The 17,925-nt window shown below is 43.1% G+C and carries 12 protein-coding genes and 1 tRNA gene; 10 read left to right on the forward strand and 3 right to left on the reverse strand.

The features are described from left to right. Window positions 1–121 precede the first annotated feature (121 nt). A complete protein-coding gene (locus FD27_RS01690) occupies window positions 122–1,849 on the forward strand; it encodes a phospho-sugar mutase (RefSeq protein ID WP_057748561.1) in 1,728 nt (575 codons plus the stop codon). A 96-nt stretch (window positions 1,850–1,945) separates the two neighbouring features. Here the strand turns inward: FD27_RS01690 and FD27_RS01695 are convergent, their stop codons facing one another. Further along, complete coding sequence (locus tag FD27_RS01695) at window positions 1,946–4,873, reverse strand: LTA synthase family protein (RefSeq protein ID WP_057748564.1); 2,928 nt, start codon at window positions 4,871–4,873, stop codon at window positions 1,946–1,948. Window positions 4,874–5,108: 235 nt separating this feature from the next. Between FD27_RS01695 and uvrB the strand changes: the two genes are divergently transcribed. The 5 genes from uvrB to whiA all read left to right on the forward strand — a co-directional run bounded on the left by uvrB (window position 5,109) and on the right by whiA (window position 12,959). Further along, window positions 5,109–7,145, forward strand: coding sequence for an excinuclease ABC subunit UvrB (gene uvrB / locus FD27_RS01700; RefSeq protein WP_057748566.1), 2,037 nt, complete (start codon window positions 5,109–5,111; stop codon window positions 7,143–7,145). 12 nt (window positions 7,146–7,157) lie between these two features. Then, on the forward strand, window positions 7,158–10,013 hold the full coding sequence (gene uvrA, locus FD27_RS01705) for an excinuclease ABC subunit UvrA (RefSeq protein ID WP_057748569.1): 2,856 nt from the start codon (window positions 7,158–7,160) through the stop codon (window positions 10,011–10,013). A gap of 123 nt (window positions 10,014–10,136) precedes the next feature. Beyond that, window positions 10,137–11,006 carry an RNase adapter RapZ gene (rapZ, locus tag FD27_RS01710; RefSeq protein ID WP_057748572.1) on the forward strand — a complete coding sequence of 290 codons (870 nt, stop codon included), beginning with the start codon at window positions 10,137–10,139 and terminating at the stop codon, window positions 11,004–11,006. Between the two features lie 15 nt (window positions 11,007–11,021). Then, window positions 11,022–12,008: a gluconeogenesis factor YvcK family protein gene (locus tag FD27_RS01715; RefSeq protein ID WP_057748575.1), complete on the forward strand. Its 987-nt coding sequence runs from the start codon at window positions 11,022–11,024 to the stop codon at window positions 12,006–12,008. A 12-nt stretch (window positions 12,009–12,020) separates the two neighbouring features. After that, window positions 12,021–12,959: a DNA-binding protein WhiA gene (gene whiA, locus FD27_RS01720; protein ID WP_057748578.1), complete on the forward strand. Its 939-nt coding sequence runs from the start codon at window positions 12,021–12,023 to the stop codon at window positions 12,957–12,959. Between the two features lie 54 nt (window positions 12,960–13,013). Here whiA and clpP read toward each other — a convergent pair whose 3' ends face one another. Continuing rightward, entirely contained in the window at window positions 13,014–13,607 is a 594-nt protein-coding gene (gene clpP / locus FD27_RS01725) for an ATP-dependent Clp endopeptidase proteolytic subunit ClpP (protein WP_057748581.1), read from the reverse strand. Window positions 13,608–14,179: 572 nt separating this feature from the next. Between clpP and FD27_RS08985 the strand changes: the two genes are divergently transcribed. Beyond that, on the forward strand, window positions 14,180–14,311 hold the full coding sequence (locus FD27_RS08985) for a hypothetical protein (RefSeq protein ID WP_263851300.1): 132 nt from the start codon (window positions 14,180–14,182) through the stop codon (window positions 14,309–14,311). A gap of 101 nt (window positions 14,312–14,412) precedes the next feature. On the opposite strand, the gene FD27_RS01730 is transcribed toward FD27_RS08985, so the two are convergent. Further along, window positions 14,413–14,484 (reverse strand) — tRNA-Arg (locus tag FD27_RS01730). 266 nt (window positions 14,485–14,750) lie between these two features. Between FD27_RS01730 and gap the strand changes: the two genes are divergently transcribed. From gap to tpiA, 3 genes are all read left to right on the forward strand, one after another. Then, window positions 14,751–15,764 carry a type I glyceraldehyde-3-phosphate dehydrogenase gene (gap, locus tag FD27_RS01735; RefSeq protein ID WP_057748584.1) on the forward strand — a complete coding sequence of 338 codons (1,014 nt, stop codon included), beginning with the start codon at window positions 14,751–14,753 and terminating at the stop codon, window positions 15,762–15,764. An 84-nt stretch (window positions 15,765–15,848) separates the two neighbouring features. Further along, a complete protein-coding gene (locus FD27_RS01740) occupies window positions 15,849–17,057 on the forward strand; it encodes a phosphoglycerate kinase (protein WP_057748587.1) in 1,209 nt (402 codons plus the stop codon). Window positions 17,058–17,155: 98 nt separating this feature from the next. Further along, complete coding sequence (tpiA, locus tag FD27_RS01745) at window positions 17,156–17,905, forward strand: triose-phosphate isomerase (RefSeq protein ID WP_057748592.1); 750 nt, start codon at window positions 17,156–17,158, stop codon at window positions 17,903–17,905. Window positions 17,906–17,925 lie beyond the last annotated feature (20 nt).

Consider the following 17,925-nt stretch of genomic DNA (forward strand, 5'->3'; position numbering starts at 1 on the left):
CTAGTCTTCTCGGCTTTTAATTTTTCCTAGTAAAACTTTAGTAAAACAATCAGGTAAAGGCGCACAATAGATTCAGAATGCGGTATACTGATACCAGATTAAATTAGAGGGGAGCACTAAGATGAGCTGGAAAGATACTTACCAAGTTTGGAAGAATCGTACAGACTTAGAGCAAGACTTAAAAGATGAATTAGATGCAATGACTGACGATAAGGAAATTGAGGATGCCTTTTATGCCCCAATGTCTTTTGGTACAGCCGGAATGCGGGGCTTAATGGGTCCTGGAATTAATCGGATGAATGTTTACACCGTTCGTCAAGCCACTGAAGGATTGGCTACTTTAATGGAGTCCTTAGGGGATGAAGTTAAGCAACGCGGTGTCGCTATTGGTTATGATTCTCGTCACCATTCCCGTCAATTTGCTCATGATTCTGCCCGTGTATTAGGTGCTCATGGTATTAAGACCTACATTTACGATAATTTACGCCCAACACCTGAACTGTCATTTGCTGTTCGTCATTTGCATACCTATGCTGGTATTATGATCACCGCTAGTCATAATCCAAAGGAATACAATGGTTACAAGATTTACGGTGAAGATGGTGGCCAGATGCCACCTAAGGAATCAGACCAAATGACTTCTTACATTCGGAAGATTTCTGACATTTTTGATATTAAGTTAGCTGACGAACAAGAATTGCTTGATAACGGTACTGAAACCATTATTGGTGAAGATGTTGACGCAGCTTACCTAGCTAATGCTAAACAAGTTACCATTAACCATGAATTAGCCCAGAAGTATGGTAAGGACATGAAGTTTGTCTTTACTCCATTATGCGGTACTGGTCGGATGCTTGGTGAACGGGCACTTCGTCAAGCTGGTTTTACAAACTTCACCATCGAACCAACCGAAGCCCAACCAAATGGTGACTTCCCAGGCTTGAAGCATCCAAATCCCGAATTCCCTGAAGCATTTGTTCGTTCCATCAAGTTAGGCAAGCAGGTTGACGCAGATGTCTTGATTGCTACTGACCCAGATGCTGATCGGCTTGGTTGTGCTGTTCGTCAGCCTAATGGCGAATACCAATTATTGACAGGGAACCAAATTGCATCAGTAATGCTGCACTACATTTTGGAAGCTCATAAGCAAGCTGGCACATTGCCGAAGAATGCTGCAGCAGTTAAGTCCATTGTTTCAACTAATTTTGCTGCTAAGATTGCAGCTGACTATGGCGTGAAGATGATTAATGTTTTGACTGGTTTCAAGTGGATTGCTGACCAAATTCACCAATACGAAACTGGAAAAGCCGATCACACCTTCATGTTTGGTTTCGAAGAAAGTTATGGTTACTTGATTAAGCCATTTGTTCGTGATAAGGATGCTATCCAATCACTGACCCTTTTGGCTGAAGTAGCTGCTTACTACCGGAGCCGCAACATGACCTTGTATGATGGTGTTCAAGAACTCTTTAAGAAGTATGGTTACTTCCGTGAACGGACCGTGGCCAACATGTACCCAGGCGTTGATGGCCCCGCTAAGATGGCTGCTCTGATGAAGAAGTTCCGTGAAGAAGCACCAACTGAATTTGCGGGTCACAAGGTTGTACTAACTGAAGACTTCTCCAACAATACTAAGACCGCTGCTGATGGCACGGTTTCTGAATTGGGTATTCCTGAGTCAAACGTTTTGCGGTATGTCTTAGATGATGAAACCTGGATTGCTATCCGGCCATCTGGAACGGAACCAAAGCTTAAGTTCTACATTGGTACGAGTGCTGATGATCCAGAAAAGGCTAACGACAAGTTAAATCAATTTGCTAAGGCCCTGGCCGATTTTGCTGAAGATTAATAGTTGGAATAATTCTGAAATACAAACAAGAGCCCTGAAGGTTCGGTTATAACCAAACCTTCAGGGCTCTTTTGTCATATCTCGATTCTTATTAAATTACTTTGCGACTTCTTTCAGAAATGAGTTATGCAATAAGTAGTGGTGGCCAGCAGTTAAATCATACTGGACAAGCTGATAATCGTGGAAGAGTTGTCGTTGCCGTTTGTTTAGATGAACATGTTTGCCTTGACCATTAATAAAGTCGCGGCCACTCTGATGAGCTGCATTGTTCTTGGATGTACCATTTGTTGGCAATGACGTGGCCGGAATATCATGAGCGATCTTTGTCAACAATGCAAAGTATGGTGAAACCTTAACGTTCATTTGCTCCAGAGCAAGTGCACCGAAGTTATTTGGTGAAACGAGCTTATAACGATGGGTAAATTTCGTCCGATTCAACTTTTGGGCAGCAGGATTACTGTAAATAAAGTAATCCGTTTCATGCAGTGGTACACCATACTTTCCCATCGGTAAGCCGTGATAAATTCCTGGTAGGTGGTCGCCGTACCAAACCACGGTTACTGGCTGCTTCATTTCATCCAGCTGCTTAACCCAGGCACGTAAAGCTGCATCAGTATAGTGGATTCCTTGAATGTAAGTTTCAATTTGCGCCTGCTGGTCAGGGGTATTGAAGCCTTTTCCGCTGACCTTGAATTGGCGTTCATGATAGTAGCTTGGATTATAGGGCATATGATTCTGCATCGTCGCCATTTGGACGAACTTCCCGTGAGGTTGACGCAATAAGTTTAATGATATTTCCTTATATGCCGAGTCGTCACTAACCCGTGGACTATTCTGAATTTTTTTAGTGTAAGTAATCTTTGCACCGCCATCAAAGTGGTAGAACTTATTAAAACCAAACTTTCGGTAGACGGTCTTGCGACTGTATAAGTTGGCTGTGAACGGGTGGATCCCAATACTATATGGGAATAGTTGGTTGATCGTAAATGCACGTTTTTGATATGGCACTAATTGAGAATAGGGGGTCGGCATTGTTGGTGAGAAGTTGGCAATTGAAAGTCCAGTTAATGCCTGGTACTCCATATTGGCCGTTCCTCCACCATATCCAGAACTTAGCATTAGACCACTGGTAGAATGCTTTTTTAGCTCATGCAGGTATGGGATGGGATCACCACCGTGAACTTTAAGACCAGGAACACGGGCAGGATCAGAGTAGCTTTCGCTTAAAACAAAGACCAGGTTTTGGTGACCAACGGAATTATGGAGGCGTTGGTGGTTCATGATGGCACCTTCTCGTTGGTACTTCTTAGCAATATGCATCATTGTGGTTCGTGAGTATCCATGGGGCTTACTCATCGTATGAACATCAATATTATTGGCAAATTGAAGAAGGGTTCCGTTTAACTTAGCACCGCGCAGCTGAGAGTAGAAGTAAGGAATATCATCCATGTTTTGTAGCTGCTTATAAATGATGGAACTGCTATGGTTGGCAAGTGTAAAGCTGGCCAGATACAGGACAGCTAGTACAGCCGTGATAATTCGACCACTAATTGAAAAGCGGGAGCCTGCACCTATCTGGTGCTCTAACCAAATTGTCAGGGCCATTACGACGATTATTGCTAGGATAATGATGACAATAATGCGTTTATTTACCATCCCCAGCATTGCACCTGGTGCAGCTAATGTGGACAAGTCCGTTGGAATGATTGGTTCATTTCGGGCGGTAATCTTGAGCATTGAGGCCACGATCCATCCACCATATAAGATGACACTAATTCCAGTTGTAAGCCACCAACGATTGGTGATGGCCATAATAATAATTGCGACGGCAAAGGCAATCGCCACGTTGACGAGGACGATCTTGATGCGTTCAGTCATCACCCATTGCACCATTGTCCAATTACCGTTCCACAGGAGTGCAAAGGCAATTAGTGTCATCAGCCAAAGGAGTACAAAGGTCAGCATTAAGGGCCAGTAACGTCGCCAGGTCTTAAATAGATAATGATTAACTTGACTGATGCTTAGTGACAACTGCCAATGAGGACAAAAGCGGACAATAGCAATGGTCAGGCCTTGCAAAATGACCCATAATACAATGGCAAGCAGAAATCCACTTGTCCATGAAAAATTATTCATCAAAAAAGGAGTAAAAGCCATTGGTAAACCGAGCAGATTAAGGGTTAAGATCCCCTGATAAGTGTCACTTGTTCGCCAAGCAGCTTGTGCTTTTGGATGACTAATACTGACTCCAGCTACCAGCAGCATACAGGTAATTAGCATGAAGGGCTGGTATGGATTAATTGCTAACAAGTAGTGGTTGTTAGGTGTAAGTCCATTGTGCGGACTGTAAACAACATTGTTCATATTAAGCCAAGTAACCACCGTGCTAAATAAGAATAAGACCATCGTTAGACAACCATATTTGAGAGGTGACCATTGTCTTAACCATTGCTGATCATTAGCAAGCCAATCGCCGATAGCAAATAGATAGCCAAACCAAATTAAACTATTTCCCCGGTGGAAGCCAAAGGCATCATAGCCATTGATAAAGTTTAAAATGAGGAACGCACCAGTAATGATCAATAGCCACCGTCGTCGTTGACTAATTGACCAGCGGTGGAACAGTTGGTGGAGATAGGGTGATGCCCAAACGAGAGCCGTTGATAACAGCCAGGTAATGAACACTTGCTGAACCACGTATAGCTCAGGTGATCGCTGACTGGCATTAACCACTGGCTGGGTTGTGTAGTGGGCCCAAGTAAACGTGATTAATCCAATAAGCCACGTTAGCATTAGAATTCCTTGTCGTTGGGGATGGTGATGCTGTTGATAACCAATCATGATGGGAATAAGAATAACGCTGCCCGCGACAAATGTTTTTAGCATCCACCAGCCCACAAATCTCCAGCCTGTTTGCGTGCTAGTAAGGGTTTGGCCAACTGTCCCGACAAAGCAAATTGTTGCCATGAGGCTAGCAAGTGCTGTGTACCAATGTACTTTGTAGTGAGCTAAACGGTGAAACATAGAATCCTACTTTCTTTCTAAAATCTGCATACCTGTCTATTATATCGAATCACCGGGGGCTAGCAATAAAGTTTCTGGTCCAAAGAAGGCGATTAGTCGATTGGTTAGACAAATCAAACAAGTTGATGGACCAATTTGTTTCAATAGACGAATGCATGTTCTGATGATAAAATAAATGAAGCAAATATCGGGGCTGGGAACATCCAGCCTTTTCTTTATGTTAGGGGGATTAATAGTGATTTATCGTCAACCACACAAGCCGTTTGAACTGGTATCTGATTACAAACCGACTGGCGACCAGCCGGAAGCAATCAAAGAGCTTACGAACGGTATTGAAAAAGGCGAAAAGGCACAGATCCTATTGGGAGCCACTGGTACTGGTAAGACATTTACAATTTCCAATGTCATTGCCAATGTTAATAAGCCAACGCTAATTCTCTCCCATAATAAGACTTTAGCAGGCCAGCTTTATGGCGAAATGAAGAAATTCTTTCCACATAACGCGGTTGAATATTTTGTTTCCTATTATGATTACTACCAACCAGAAGCATATGTTCCTTCAAGTGATACCTACATTGAAAAGGATGCTTCCATTAATGATGAAATCGATGAGTTACGACACTCAGCGACCTCTTCACTAATGGAGCGTGACGACGTAATTGTTGTGGCATCTGTTTCTTCTATTTTTGGATTAGGGGACCCGAGTGAATACCATAATCATGTTGTTTCCTTACGAGTTGGTCAGCAGGTAGACCGCGATCAATTTCTTCGCCAACTGGTGAATATTCAGTTTGAGAGAAATGATATCGACTTTCAGCGGGGTCGGTTCCGGGTTCACGGTGACGTTGTGGAGGTATTTCCAGCCTCACGGGACGATAAGGCATTGCGGATCGAATTCTTTGGTGATGAAATTGACCGGATTCGGGTCGTTGACGCTTTAACCGGTGAAGTCTTGGGTGATCGGGAACATGTATCAATCTTCCCAGCAACCCACTTTTTGACCAGTGATGAAATTATGGACCGGGCCTTGCCGCAAATTGAAGCTGATATGAAAACCCAAGTCCATAAGTTCACTAAAGAAGGGAAACTGTTGGAGGCGGAAAGACTTCAACAGCGGACTACTTATGATATCGAGATGCTCCGGGAAATGGGCTACTGTAATGGGATCGAAAACTATTCTCGGTATATGGATGGTCGAAAGCCAGGTGAGCCACCGTACACTTTGTTAGACTTCTTCCCTAAGGACTTCTTGCTAGTGGTAGATGAATCCCACCAAACGATGCCGCAGGTGCGGGGAATGTACAATGGTGACCATGCCCGCAAGAAGATGCTGGTGGATTATGGGTTCCGTTTGCCAAGTGCCTACGACAACCGGCCTCTCAAATTGGATGAATTCGAGAAGCATATTAACCAAGTAGTCTACATGTCAGCAACACCGGGACCGTACGAAGAAGCTCAAACGGATCACGTTGTTCAACAGATTATTCGGCCAACGGGGTTATTAGATCCCACAATTGAGGTGCGGCCAGTGATGGGACAAATTGATGACTTGGTTGCTGAAATTAATAAACGGGTTGAGAAACATGAGCGGGTCTTTGTGACAACTTTAACCAAAAAGATGTCAGAGGACCTAACTGATTACCTGAAAGACCTGGGGTTGAAGGTGAAGTACCTGCACTCAGATATTAAAACTTTGGAACGGACGCAAATTATTCGTGACTTGCGGTTAGGGAAGTTTGATGTTCTTGTCGGCATTAACTTATTGCGGGAAGGATTGGATGTTCCCGAAGTATCATTGGTCGCAATTTTAGATGCTGATAAGGAAGGCTTCTTGCGGAATGAACGGTCATTGATTCAAACAATTGGTCGGGCAGCGCGGAATGCTCATGGGGCAGTTATTATGTATGCTGATACGATCACTGACTCAATGCAAAAGGCGATTGATGAAACCGCACGGCGGCGGAAAATTCAGCAAGCATACAACAAGAAACACGGTATTACACCAAAGACGATTATCAAGCCAATCCAGGAGGCAATTTCTGCAACAAAGAAGAGTGCCGATAGCGGTGAAAAAGAAACTGATACTGAATTTACCACTAAGGACTTTGCTAAATTGAGTCATACTGCTCAGGAGAACATGGTTGAAGAACTGACTGAACAGATGCGGGCGGCGGCTAAACGGCTAGACTTTGAGCAGGCGGCTACGTTGCGTGATACAGTGATGGAATTACAAAGCCAGATGAGTGGCAAAAAAGTAAAGCACGGTAAGTAAGGAGGAATGAACGTGGCCAATAATAAAATCATTATTCGTGGTGCCCGTGCCCATAATCTCAAGAATATTAATGTGACGATTCCTAAAAACAAATTGGTCGTCATCACTGGTTTATCTGGGTCCGGGAAGAGTTCGTTAGCCTTCGATACCCTGTATGCTGAAGGTCAGCGACGCTACGTTGAAAGTCTGTCAGCATATGCCCGGCAATTTTTGGGTCAGATGGATAAGCCTGATGTTGATTCAATTGAAGGACTATCACCGGCAATTTCCATTGATCAGAAAACAACTTCACACAACCCGCGATCAACTGTTGGGACGGTAACCGAAATTAACGACTTCCTGCGCCTCCTTTGGGCACGGGTTGGGACCCCCATTTGTCCCAATGACCATATTCCAATTAGTAGTCAAACGCCGGATCAAATGGTGGATCGCGTTTTGCAGCTCCCCGAACGGACTAAGTTACAAATACTGTCACCAATTGTCCGTGATAAGAAGGGAACACAAAAGAAAGTCTTTGAAAAGATTAAACGAGAGGGCTTTGTCCGGGTCCAAGTCGATGGTGAAACTTATGATCTGGATGAGGTTCCAGAATTAGATAAGAACAAGAAGCACCGTGTCAATGTGGTGGTTGACCGGATCATTGTCAAGGACGGAATTCGCTCGCGTCTTTTTGATTCCTTTGAAGCTGCCTTGCGCTTGAGTGATGGTTACGCAATTGCTGATGTGATTGGCGGCAAGCCGATTCCGTTTTCTGAACAATATGCTTGTCCAATTTGTGGGTTTACGGTCGGTGAATTAGAACCACGGTTATTCTCGTTCAACGCGCCAAATGGGGCCTGCCCCGAATGTGAGGGGCTTGGTTCTAAGCTGGAGGTCGATATTGACCTGGTTGTTCCGGATCGGAAGAAGACTTTGCGTGAAGGCGCGCTCGTCCCATGGAACCCAATTTCGTCACAATATTATCCTAAGATGCTTGAACAATTCTGTGAGTCAGCAGATATTAACATGGATACCCCATTTAATAAGTTATCGCGGAAGCAACAGAAGGTTATTCTTTATGGAAATGGCGACAAGCTGTTCCACTTTCACTATGAAAATGACTTTGGTGGTGTGCGGGATGTTGATGTGCCGTTTGAAGGGGTTATTAATAACGTTAAACGGCGTTATAAAGAAACTAACTCTGACTTTACCAGGGAACAAATGCGTAAGTACATGACTGAATTACCTTGTCCGGTTTGTCATGGCTACCGGCTTAACCAACGCGCACTGGCAGTCAAAGTTGGCGACCGTAACATTGGTGAAGTATCCGACTTACCAATCAGCAAGGCGATTCCATTTTTCCAGTCTTTACAATTGTCAGATCAGAAAGAGAAAATTGCGCGGCCAATTCTAAAGGAAATCTTAGATCGCTTGACTTTTATGAAGAATGTCGGGGTGGAATATCTGACATTGAGTCGGTCTGCGCGCACGCTTTCTGGTGGTGAAGCACAGCGGATTCGGTTAGCTACCCAGATTGGTTCAAACTTAAGTGGTGTGATGTATGTCTTAGATGAACCATCAATTGGACTTCATCAGCGGGATAATGACCGTCTTATTTCTTCATTGAAAGCGATGCGGGACCTGGGCAATACGTTAATTGTGGTTGAGCATGACGAGGACACAATGCGTGCTGCGGATTACATTGTCGATATTGGTCCGGGTGCCGGTGAAAACGGTGGTCAGGTAATGGCCGCTGGAACGCCAAAGCAAATTATGCGGTCGCGGAAGTCGCTGACTGGTCAGTATCTTTCAGGCAAGAAAATGATTGAAGTGCCCGCCACCCGTCGTAAAGGAAATGGTAAGCACATTATCCTGAAGGGGGCTGCGGCAAATAATCTTAAGGACATTACCGTTGATTTTCCGTTAGGCAAGTTCATTTGTGTCACTGGTGTTTCGGGATCAGGTAAATCAACCCTGGTTAATCTGATTTTGAAACGCATTTTGGCGCAAAAGCTGAATCATAATTCAGCTAAACCAGGTAAGTATAAGTCGATTAGCGGGGTTCAAAATATCGAAAAGATCATTAATATTGATCAGTCGCCGATTGGCCGTACACCGCGGAGTAACCCCGCCACGTATACTGGCGTCTTTGATGACATTCGTGAGCTTTTTGCAAAGACCAATCAAGCTAAAATGCGTGGTTATAGTAAGGGCCGCTTTAGTTTCAATGTTAAGGGCGGTCGCTGTGAAGCTTGTCATGGTGACGGTATTATTAAAATTGAAATGAACTTTCTGCCAGATGTCTATGTTCCCTGTGAGGTTTGCCATGGTGCACGGTATAATTCGGAAACTTTGGAAGTTGAATATAAGGGCAAGAACATTGCGCAGGTACTTAATATGACCGTATCCGAGGCATTGAATTTCTTTTCCGCTATTCCAAAGATTCGTCGGAAGTTACAAACCATTGAAGATGTCGGCTTAGGCTATGTTCATCTCGGACAGCCGGCGACGACTTTATCTGGTGGTGAAGCACAACGGATGAAACTGGCTGCAGAATTGCACCGTCAGTCGCATGGGAAGAGCTTCTATATTCTTGATGAGCCGACGACAGGATTGCATATGGATGATATTAAACGCCTGTTAGCGGTACTTCAACGGTTAGTTGATGCCGGCAACACGGTGCTTGTCATTGAACATGACCTTGATGTTGTCAAATCAGCAGATTGGTTAATTGACCTTGGCCCTGAAGGGGGCGAAGCTGGTGGTTATGTTGTTGCAACCGGGACACCAGAAGAAGTAGCTCAAGTTAAGGAAAGTTACACTGGTCAATACCTGAAGAAAATGTTGGCTCGTGACCGGGAGTTACAACAAAAACATCAAAAGAAATGAGCAGAAAACCGGAGTGATGGTTTTTTCAAATATGGCCAGCTCCGGTTTTGTTTCATATCAAAAGACACACCCGGCATGATGTGCTACAATGGACAAGTATTTAAAAATGAAGAGGGGAAAAGAATGGCCCAAAAAATGGAAGTTGTAATCATTACGGGGATGAGCGGTGCCGGAAAAACAGTTGCTGTTCATAGCTTCGAAGATCTTGGTTACTTTGTGTTTGATAATATGTTGCCGAATCTTGCAGAACGGTTTGTGGATGTTATGTTGGACTCCGCTGAATTCGATAAAATTGCAATGGTAATGGATTCACGAGCACGAAGTTTCTATGATGAAGTGCTGCCTACCATTGATAAACTGCAGTCCCGCGACGATATTACCGTTCGTGTCTTATTCTTAGATGCAAGTGATGAAAAATTAATTTCACGGTATAAGGAAACACGGCGGTCGCACCCATTAGCGCCACATGGCCGATTACTGGATGGGGTCACGCTTGAACGGAAACTGCTTAGTAATCTGAAGAGCGAGGCCGATGTTAATATCGATACAACGACATTAACCCCCCGCAACTTAAAACTGCGGATTAATAAAATATTTGGTCACGGTGAAGGTAGTAACTTCTACGTCGAAGTAATGTCATTTGGCTTTAAATATGGTTTGCCATTGGATGCGGATATCGTGATGGATGTGCGTTTTTTGCCTAATCCATTCTATGTGCCGGAACTCAAGCATCAGACTGGTAATGACCAAGCAGTGCAAGACTATGTTATGAACAGCCCGTTGGCTCAGAAATTCTACAGCCATTTTAAGTCGCTCTTGGAAACCTCTTTACCTGGTTACATTAAAGAGGGTAAAAGCAGCTTAACGATTGCTGTCGGTTGTACCGGTGGTCAGCATCGTTCTGTCACGATTGCTAATAAGGTTGCTCAAGATTTAAAGATGGATGGTTATACGGTTAATGTTCATCATCGTGATGTTGAAAAAGCACAATAAATAAGGAGGAATAAGATGTTTCGAAAGCCAAAGATAGTCGTCATTGGTGGCGGAACTGGTCTTCCTGTCATTTTGCGCGGCTTACGAGACCAAAATGCAGACGTTACGGCAGTAGTTACTGTCGCTGATGATGGTGGTTCGTCAGGAATTTTGCGGAATTATATTAACGTAGTTCCTCCTGGTGATATCCGCAATGTCCTGGTTGCATTGTCTGAATTGCCAGACCTTTACCTGGATATTTTTCAGTATCGTTTCAAGACTAGTGATCAGTTCTTGGCCGGCCACGCCATTGGTAACCTTATCATCTCAGCCTTGTCTGAAATGAAGGGTGGAATTTTCGATGCCGTTCAAGAATTGGCAGAAATGATGCAAATTCGCGGCCATGTTTTCCCAGTTGCTAATGAACCATTAACACTTAATGCTGAGTTTATGGACGGCAGCCGGTTGAGTGGTGAATCAGAGATCACCAAGGCTCACAAGCAAATTAAGCGCGTGTGGGTTACCCCATCGAATGACGAAGATGGCCACGAAGCTAAACCAGTACCAGAAGTATTGGAAGCAATCAAGAATGCTGACCAGATTGTATTAGGTCCTGGTAGCTTGTTTACTAGTATTTTGCCTAACCTAATGATTCATGATGTTGCAAAGGCGGTTTGTGAAAGCAAGGCCGAAGTCATTTATATTTGTAACATTATGACGCAGAAGGGTGAAACTGATAATTTTACTGATGCGGACCATGTGCGGGTGTTAAATCAACACATTGGCCACCATTTCATCGATACCGTTCTGGTCAATATTCAACCGGTACCGGATAACTACATTGATTTTCAGGAATGGAATGAAATTTCCCAACCGGTCGGTCACGATTTTCAAGGGCTTCGTGCTCAGGGGTGTCGTGTTATTTCATCTAATTTCTTGCGTTTACGAGATAATGGTGCTTTTCACGATCGCGAGTTGGTTGTGTCGGAGTTAATGAACCGTTTGCACCAAGTTCACGACTAAGGAGGTCTTCCCATGTCATACGCCAGTGAAGTTAAAAAAGAATTGACGGGAATTAAAGTTCACCGTGATAATGCGAAAGCAGAGTTAATGGCACTGATTCGCATGAATGGGAGCCTCGGTTTAGCAAACCATTCTCTGCTACTAAATATTCAGACAGAAAATCCGGCGATTGCGCGGCGAATTTATTCGCTGCTCAAGGAGTTTTACCACGTTGAGAGTGAAATCGTCGTTCGTCGGAAAATGAAGCTTAAAAAGAATAATCAATATATTGTTCGTTTACGATACTCGGCACAACGAGTACTGGATGATTTAGGTATTCTTCAAGGCTTACAGATTAAGGAACGGGTTCCAATGACCCTGCTGAAGAATGAATGGATGGTCCGTTCTTATTTGCGGGGCGCATTCTTAGCTGGGGGGTCCGTTAATAACCCGGAGACGTCGCGTTATCATCTCGAAATATATTCTTTATATGAAGAGCATAATGAAATGATTGCACAGATGATGAACAAGTTTGGTCTTAATGCTCAAACGACGTCCCGGCGTAGTGGTTACATTGTGTACTTAAAAGAGGCAGAGAAGATTGCTAACTTTATGTCACTCATTGGTGCAACCAATTCCATGCTCCAGTTTGAGAATATCCGGATTGTGCGAGACATGCGTAATTCCGTCAATCGCCTGGTGAATTGTGAAAATGCCAATATGAATAAGATTGCCTCAGCATCGACTCGTCAAATTGAAAACATTAAATTAATTGAAGACCGGGTTGGCTTAGCCAGCTTGCCGAATAAATTGCGAGAAATCGCTGAAACGCGTTTAGCCCATCAAGAGGTGAGCTTAAAGGAGTTAGGTACATTGGTACCAGGTGGCCCGATTTCCAAGTCTGGCGTTAACCATCGTCTGCGTAAGTTAAATGCTTATGCTGATGAGCTTCGATCAAAGATGACAGAATAAAAAAGATCCCCATGCATTCATAATTGAATACATGGGGATTTAATTTAATCTTGGTTATTTAAGCTTGGAATTATTTTCCATCACACCGTCGAGCAGACCATAATCAACCGCTTCTTGAGCAGTGAAGTAGTGGTCACGTTCGGTGTCCGCTTGAATCTTCTCAATCGGTTGTCCTGAGTTCTTAGCAAGAATACCGTTTAGCATCTTCCGTGTCTTCAGGATTTCGGTAGCGGCAATTTCAATTTCTGTTTGTTGACCTTGAGCGCCACCAGATGGTTGGTGAATTAACACTTGTGAGTGTGGTAATCCAAACCGTTTGCCCTTAGTACCAGATGATACCAAGACACTCGCCATGGATGCAGCCATCCCGATAACGATGGTTTGAACATCAGACTTAATAAAGTTCATGGTGTCATAGATTGCCATCCCAGAGGTAACAACACCACCAGGTGAATTAATGTATAAGTAAATGTCTTTAGTTGAATCTTGTGCATCTAAGAATAATAGTTGCGCAACGATTGAGTTTGCCATATCGTCTTCGATTGGACCGGATAACATAATGATACGATCCTTCAGAAGCCGTGAGTAAATGTCATAAGCACGCTCACCACGTGATGACTGCTCAATGACAGTCGGAACTAAATTCATAGTTTTTAGCCTCCTTGTTATTAGCACTTGTTAACATTGATTGCTAACGTATGTGAATACTATACTCGATTGGTCAAAAAAGGTCAAATATTTTGTATAGAGAAATTAAAAGCCCAGCATGGTTTCAATAGTAGTAACCATGCTGGACATTACGCAGAACGATTTAGTTGTTTAATCCTTGACTGATTAAAGCTAATTCAGTTGCAGCGCTCTCCTTATCTAACTCATTCCAGTTAGTAGCGTAAATCTTAGCAAATGCATCTTTAATTGACATAGTAAAAACCTCTTATTTCTAAGTTGTTAGTAAAAAAACAACTAATTTATTTGTTGATTTAAGTTAACGGTTATATAGTAACTCCCATTGGTATGATTTTCAATGCTTTTTACTACGGCATTTTTATAAGAAACATTTAAATTGGTCTAGTTCAAACTTAAGGATGTAAAATGAGTAAACTAGTAAATTTTTAGTAAAAAATAAAGTCTCAGTTAGAGGGTACTTGCTTTTTAAACCTGTGACCGGTATAATTGGACCGTTAATGAATTTACGTTAAATATTAAGGAGGCATGTACCAATGCGTAAAGCACACCCATACGGCGTTCAAGGTCGTCGTCCAGTCGCTCCTAAGTACAAGCGGGCACTTAAAGAAAAGAAGATTGAAGCTATTCGTAAGTGGGCTAAGGAAAAGCCAGCTGATGAAAAGTAAATTGAAAAGGAACCATGCGTTTGCGCATGGTTCCTTTTTTAGTAGTTTACAAATGATTTAAAAAAGAAAGAGCCATCGTATGAAACGACGGCAATAAAAAATGCGCCCCCCGGGAGTCGAACCCGGATCTCGAGAACCGGAATCTCACGTGCGATCCATTACACTAAGGGCGCATCAACAATTATTATAATATCGTATGTCCCTTCAGAATGCAAGAGGCTAAAGTTAATTAATCACAATGATAACGTTTTCACAAGAAAATATGATTTTTTTAAGGCGATTGAATAGACAATTTGCGGAAAGATGAGTATGATAAAGAGCGTAAGGTTTGTATTTGATTACTAGGTCACATTATTTAACAACTTATAGTTCACTAAGTAAATGTGATTAAGTAAGCAAGTACGCTAATTATGTTTTTCCTAAAGGAGGAAATTGCAGTATGACTGTAAAGATTGGTATTAATGGTTTCGGCCGTATTGGTCGTTTAGCATTCCGTCGTATTCACGAACTCAACACTGATGACATCGAAGTTGTTGCTATCAACGACTTGACTTCACCAGAAATGTTGGCTTACTTACTGAAGTACGATTCTACTCAAGGTCGTTTTAACGGTGAAGTTTCCGCAACCGACAATGGTATCGTAGTTGATGGTAAGGAATACCCTGTATACGCAGAACGTGACGCTCGTAACATTCCTTGGGTAAAGAACGACGGTGTTGACTTTGTCCTTGAATGTACTGGTTTCTACACTTCTGCAGAAAAGTCACAAGCTCACTTGGACGCTGGTGCAAAGCGTGTCCTTGTTTCTGCACCTGCTGGTAACGTTCCTACTGTTGTTCCTGGTGTTAACCTTGACACTTTGAAGGCTGACGACAAGATTGTTTCCGCTGGTTCATGCACTACTAGTTGCCTTGCCCCAATGGCATACTGGTTAAACAAGAACTTCGGCATCAAGGTTGGTACTATGACTACTGTTCACGCTTACACTGGTAGTCAAGCTGTTCTTGACCAACCTCGTGGTAAGAAGTTCCGTAACAACCGTGCTGCAGCTGTTAACACTATTCCTCACTCAAGTGGTGCTGCTAAGGCTATCGGTCTTGTTATTCCAGAACTGAACGGTAAGCTTTCTGGTCACGCACAACGTGTTGCTGTTCCTACTGGCTCATTAACTGAACTTGTTACTATCTTGAACAAGAAGGTTTCAGTTGACGAAGTTAACGAAGCTATGAAGAAGGCTGCTCAAAACAACCCAGCTTACGGTTACACTGAAGACCCAATCGTTTCTAGTGATATTATCGGTTCTACTTTTGGTTCAGTATTTGACCCATCTCAAACCGAAATCATGGAAGGTGCAGATGGTACTCAATTAGTTAAGACTGTTGCTTGGTACGACAACGAAAACGGCTTCACTTGCAACATGATTCGGACTCTGCTTCACTTTGCAGAACTTTAATCTGAGTGTAAATAAGCTAAATGAAAGGTGGGAGGAGGAGACTCCGACCACCTTTTTCTTAACGAGAAGGAGGAAACATAATTCATGGCTAAATTAACTGTTGAAGATTTACCTCTTGAAGGTAAAAAGGTATTAATGCGGGTTGACTTTAATGTGCCAATCACTGACGATGGTAAGGTTGGCGATGACAACCGGATCGTTGCCGCATTACCAACTATTAAGTACGTAATTGAACACAATGGTAAGGCAATCTTATTCTCCCACTTGGGCCGGATTAAGAAGGAAGAAGACAAGCCAAGTAAGTCCCTCAAGCCAGTTGCTGAACGACTTTCTAACTTGTTAAACAAGCCGGTTATCTTTGTTCCAGTTACTGAAGGTAAGCAATTGGAAGATGCCATCAACAACATGAAGGATGGCGAAGTATTGCTGGTTCAAAACACTCGTTACGAAGATGTTAAGAATGGCGAATACGTCAAGCGTGAATCAGGTAATGATCCTGAATTAGGTAAGTACTGGGCTTCACTTGGTGATGTTTACGTTAATGATGCCTTCGGTACCGCTCACCGTAAGCATGCTTCTAACGTTGGTATTGCTACCAACATGCCTGGCAAGGCTGCTGCTGGTTTCTTAATGGAAAAGGAAATCAAGTTCTTGGGTGACGCTGTTGATAATCCACAACGTCCATTTGTGGCTATCCTTGGTGGTGCTAAGGTTTCTGACAAGATCGGTGTTATTGATCACCTCTTGGACAAGGCTGATAAAATCATCATCGGTGGTGGAATGGCTTATACATTCTACGCTGCTAAGGGCATCAAGACTGGTGACTCCCTTGTTGAAAAGGACAAGATTGATGTTGCTAAGCAAATCTTAGACAAGGCTGGCGACAAATTGGTATTGCCAATTGACAACGTGGTTGCTGACAAGTTTGATAACGATGCAAACACTAAGGTTGTCGAAGGCGATATTGATGATGGCTGGATGGCTCTTGACATTGGTCCAAAGACCATTGCTGAATTTGAAGACGTTTTGAAGGATGCTAAGACGGTTGTTTGGAATGGACCAATGGGTGTCTTTGAAAAGCCAAACTTTGCCAAGGGAACTCTTGCTATTGGTAAGTTCTTGGGTACTTTGGATAACGCAACCACGATCGTTGGTGGTGGTGACTCAACTGCTGCTGTTAAGCAATTAGGAGTTGCTGATCAACTGACCCACATTTCAACTGGTGGTGGTGCTTCACTGACCTACCTCGAAGGTAAGGTATTACCAGGAATTGCCGCTATTTCTGAAAAGTAATTTCAATTAAGATATAATGAAAGGGACTAGGAGCGTCATCTTAGGCCCTTTTGTTGTTTTTAAATATTAAGAGTGAAATGCTCATAGGAGGGATTACAGTGCGAGTACCAATCATCGCTGGTAATTGGAAAATGCATAAGACGGTGGCAGAATCTGTTGATTTTGTGAATCAAGTTAAAGACCAGCTTCCTCCGGCTAATGAATTAGAGACTGCACTAGCGGGACCAACATTGTCGTTAGTATCAATGCATAATGCAGCGATCGGCTCACCATTAAAGATTGCCGCAGAAAACTGCTATTATCAAAATGAGGGTGCATATACTGGGGAGACAAGCCCGTTAGCCTTGTATCAGGCAGGAATTCATCATGTCATCTTAGGCCATTCTGAACGACGTCGTTACTTTCATGAAACGGACGAAATCATTAATAAAAAGATTAAAGCTGCACTAGCTGCTGGATTATGTCCAATAGTATGTTGTGATGATACAATGGGGCGTCGTGTTGCCGGTAGTCAAGTGCACTGGGTTGTTAACCGCATTTTGCTTGATGCTCAGGGACTTTCAGCGGATGATATTTGCCGGGTGACCTTTGCTTATGAACCTAATTGGGCAATTGGAACTGGTCAGAGTGCCGACCCTTCGCAAGCGGCAGAAGGCTGTTACTTGATTCGACAAACGATTAGTTATATGTACAATCGTGATGTTGCGGACAATGTTCGGATACTATATGGTGGTAGTGTTACCACCGATAATATTCATCAGTTAATGAATAATCGTGATATCGATGGGGTTCTCGTTGGTGGGGCCAGTTTGGACCCGCAAACATTTTTACAATTAGTTAACCACTAAATGCTTGTTTTTAGTTGCAC

It is taken from the genome of Limosilactobacillus frumenti DSM 13145, assembly GCF_001436045.1.
Taxonomy (GTDB): domain Bacteria; phylum Bacillota; class Bacilli; order Lactobacillales; family Lactobacillaceae; genus Limosilactobacillus; species Limosilactobacillus frumenti.

Excerpts from the sequence above, each read along its gene's own strand:
- rapZ (WP_057748572.1), top strand. The coding sequence starts at position 10,137 with ATGGCCCAAAAAATGGAAGTTGTAATCATTACGGGGATGAGCGGTGCC.
- gap (WP_057748584.1), top strand. The coding sequence starts at position 14,751 with ATGACTGTAAAGATTGGTATTAATGGTTTCGGCCGTATTGGTCGTTTA.
- whiA (WP_057748578.1), top strand. The coding sequence starts at position 12,021 with ATGTCATACGCCAGTGAAGTTAAAAAAGAATTGACGGGAATTAAAGTT.
- FD27_RS01715 (WP_057748575.1), top strand. The coding sequence starts at position 11,022 with ATGTTTCGAAAGCCAAAGATAGTCGTCATTGGTGGCGGAACTGGTCTT.
- FD27_RS08985 (WP_263851300.1), top strand. The coding sequence starts at position 14,180 with ATGCGTAAAGCACACCCATACGGCGTTCAAGGTCGTCGTCCAGTCGCT.
- FD27_RS01695 (WP_057748564.1), bottom strand. The coding sequence starts at position 4,873 with ATGTTTCACCGTTTAGCTCACTACAAAGTACATTGGTACACAGCACTT.
- clpP (WP_057748581.1), bottom strand. The coding sequence starts at position 13,607 with ATGAATTTAGTTCCGACTGTCATTGAGCAGTCATCACGTGGTGAGCGT.
- FD27_RS01740 (WP_057748587.1), top strand. The coding sequence starts at position 15,849 with ATGGCTAAATTAACTGTTGAAGATTTACCTCTTGAAGGTAAAAAGGTA.
- FD27_RS01690 (WP_057748561.1), top strand. The coding sequence starts at position 122 with ATGAGCTGGAAAGATACTTACCAAGTTTGGAAGAATCGTACAGACTTA.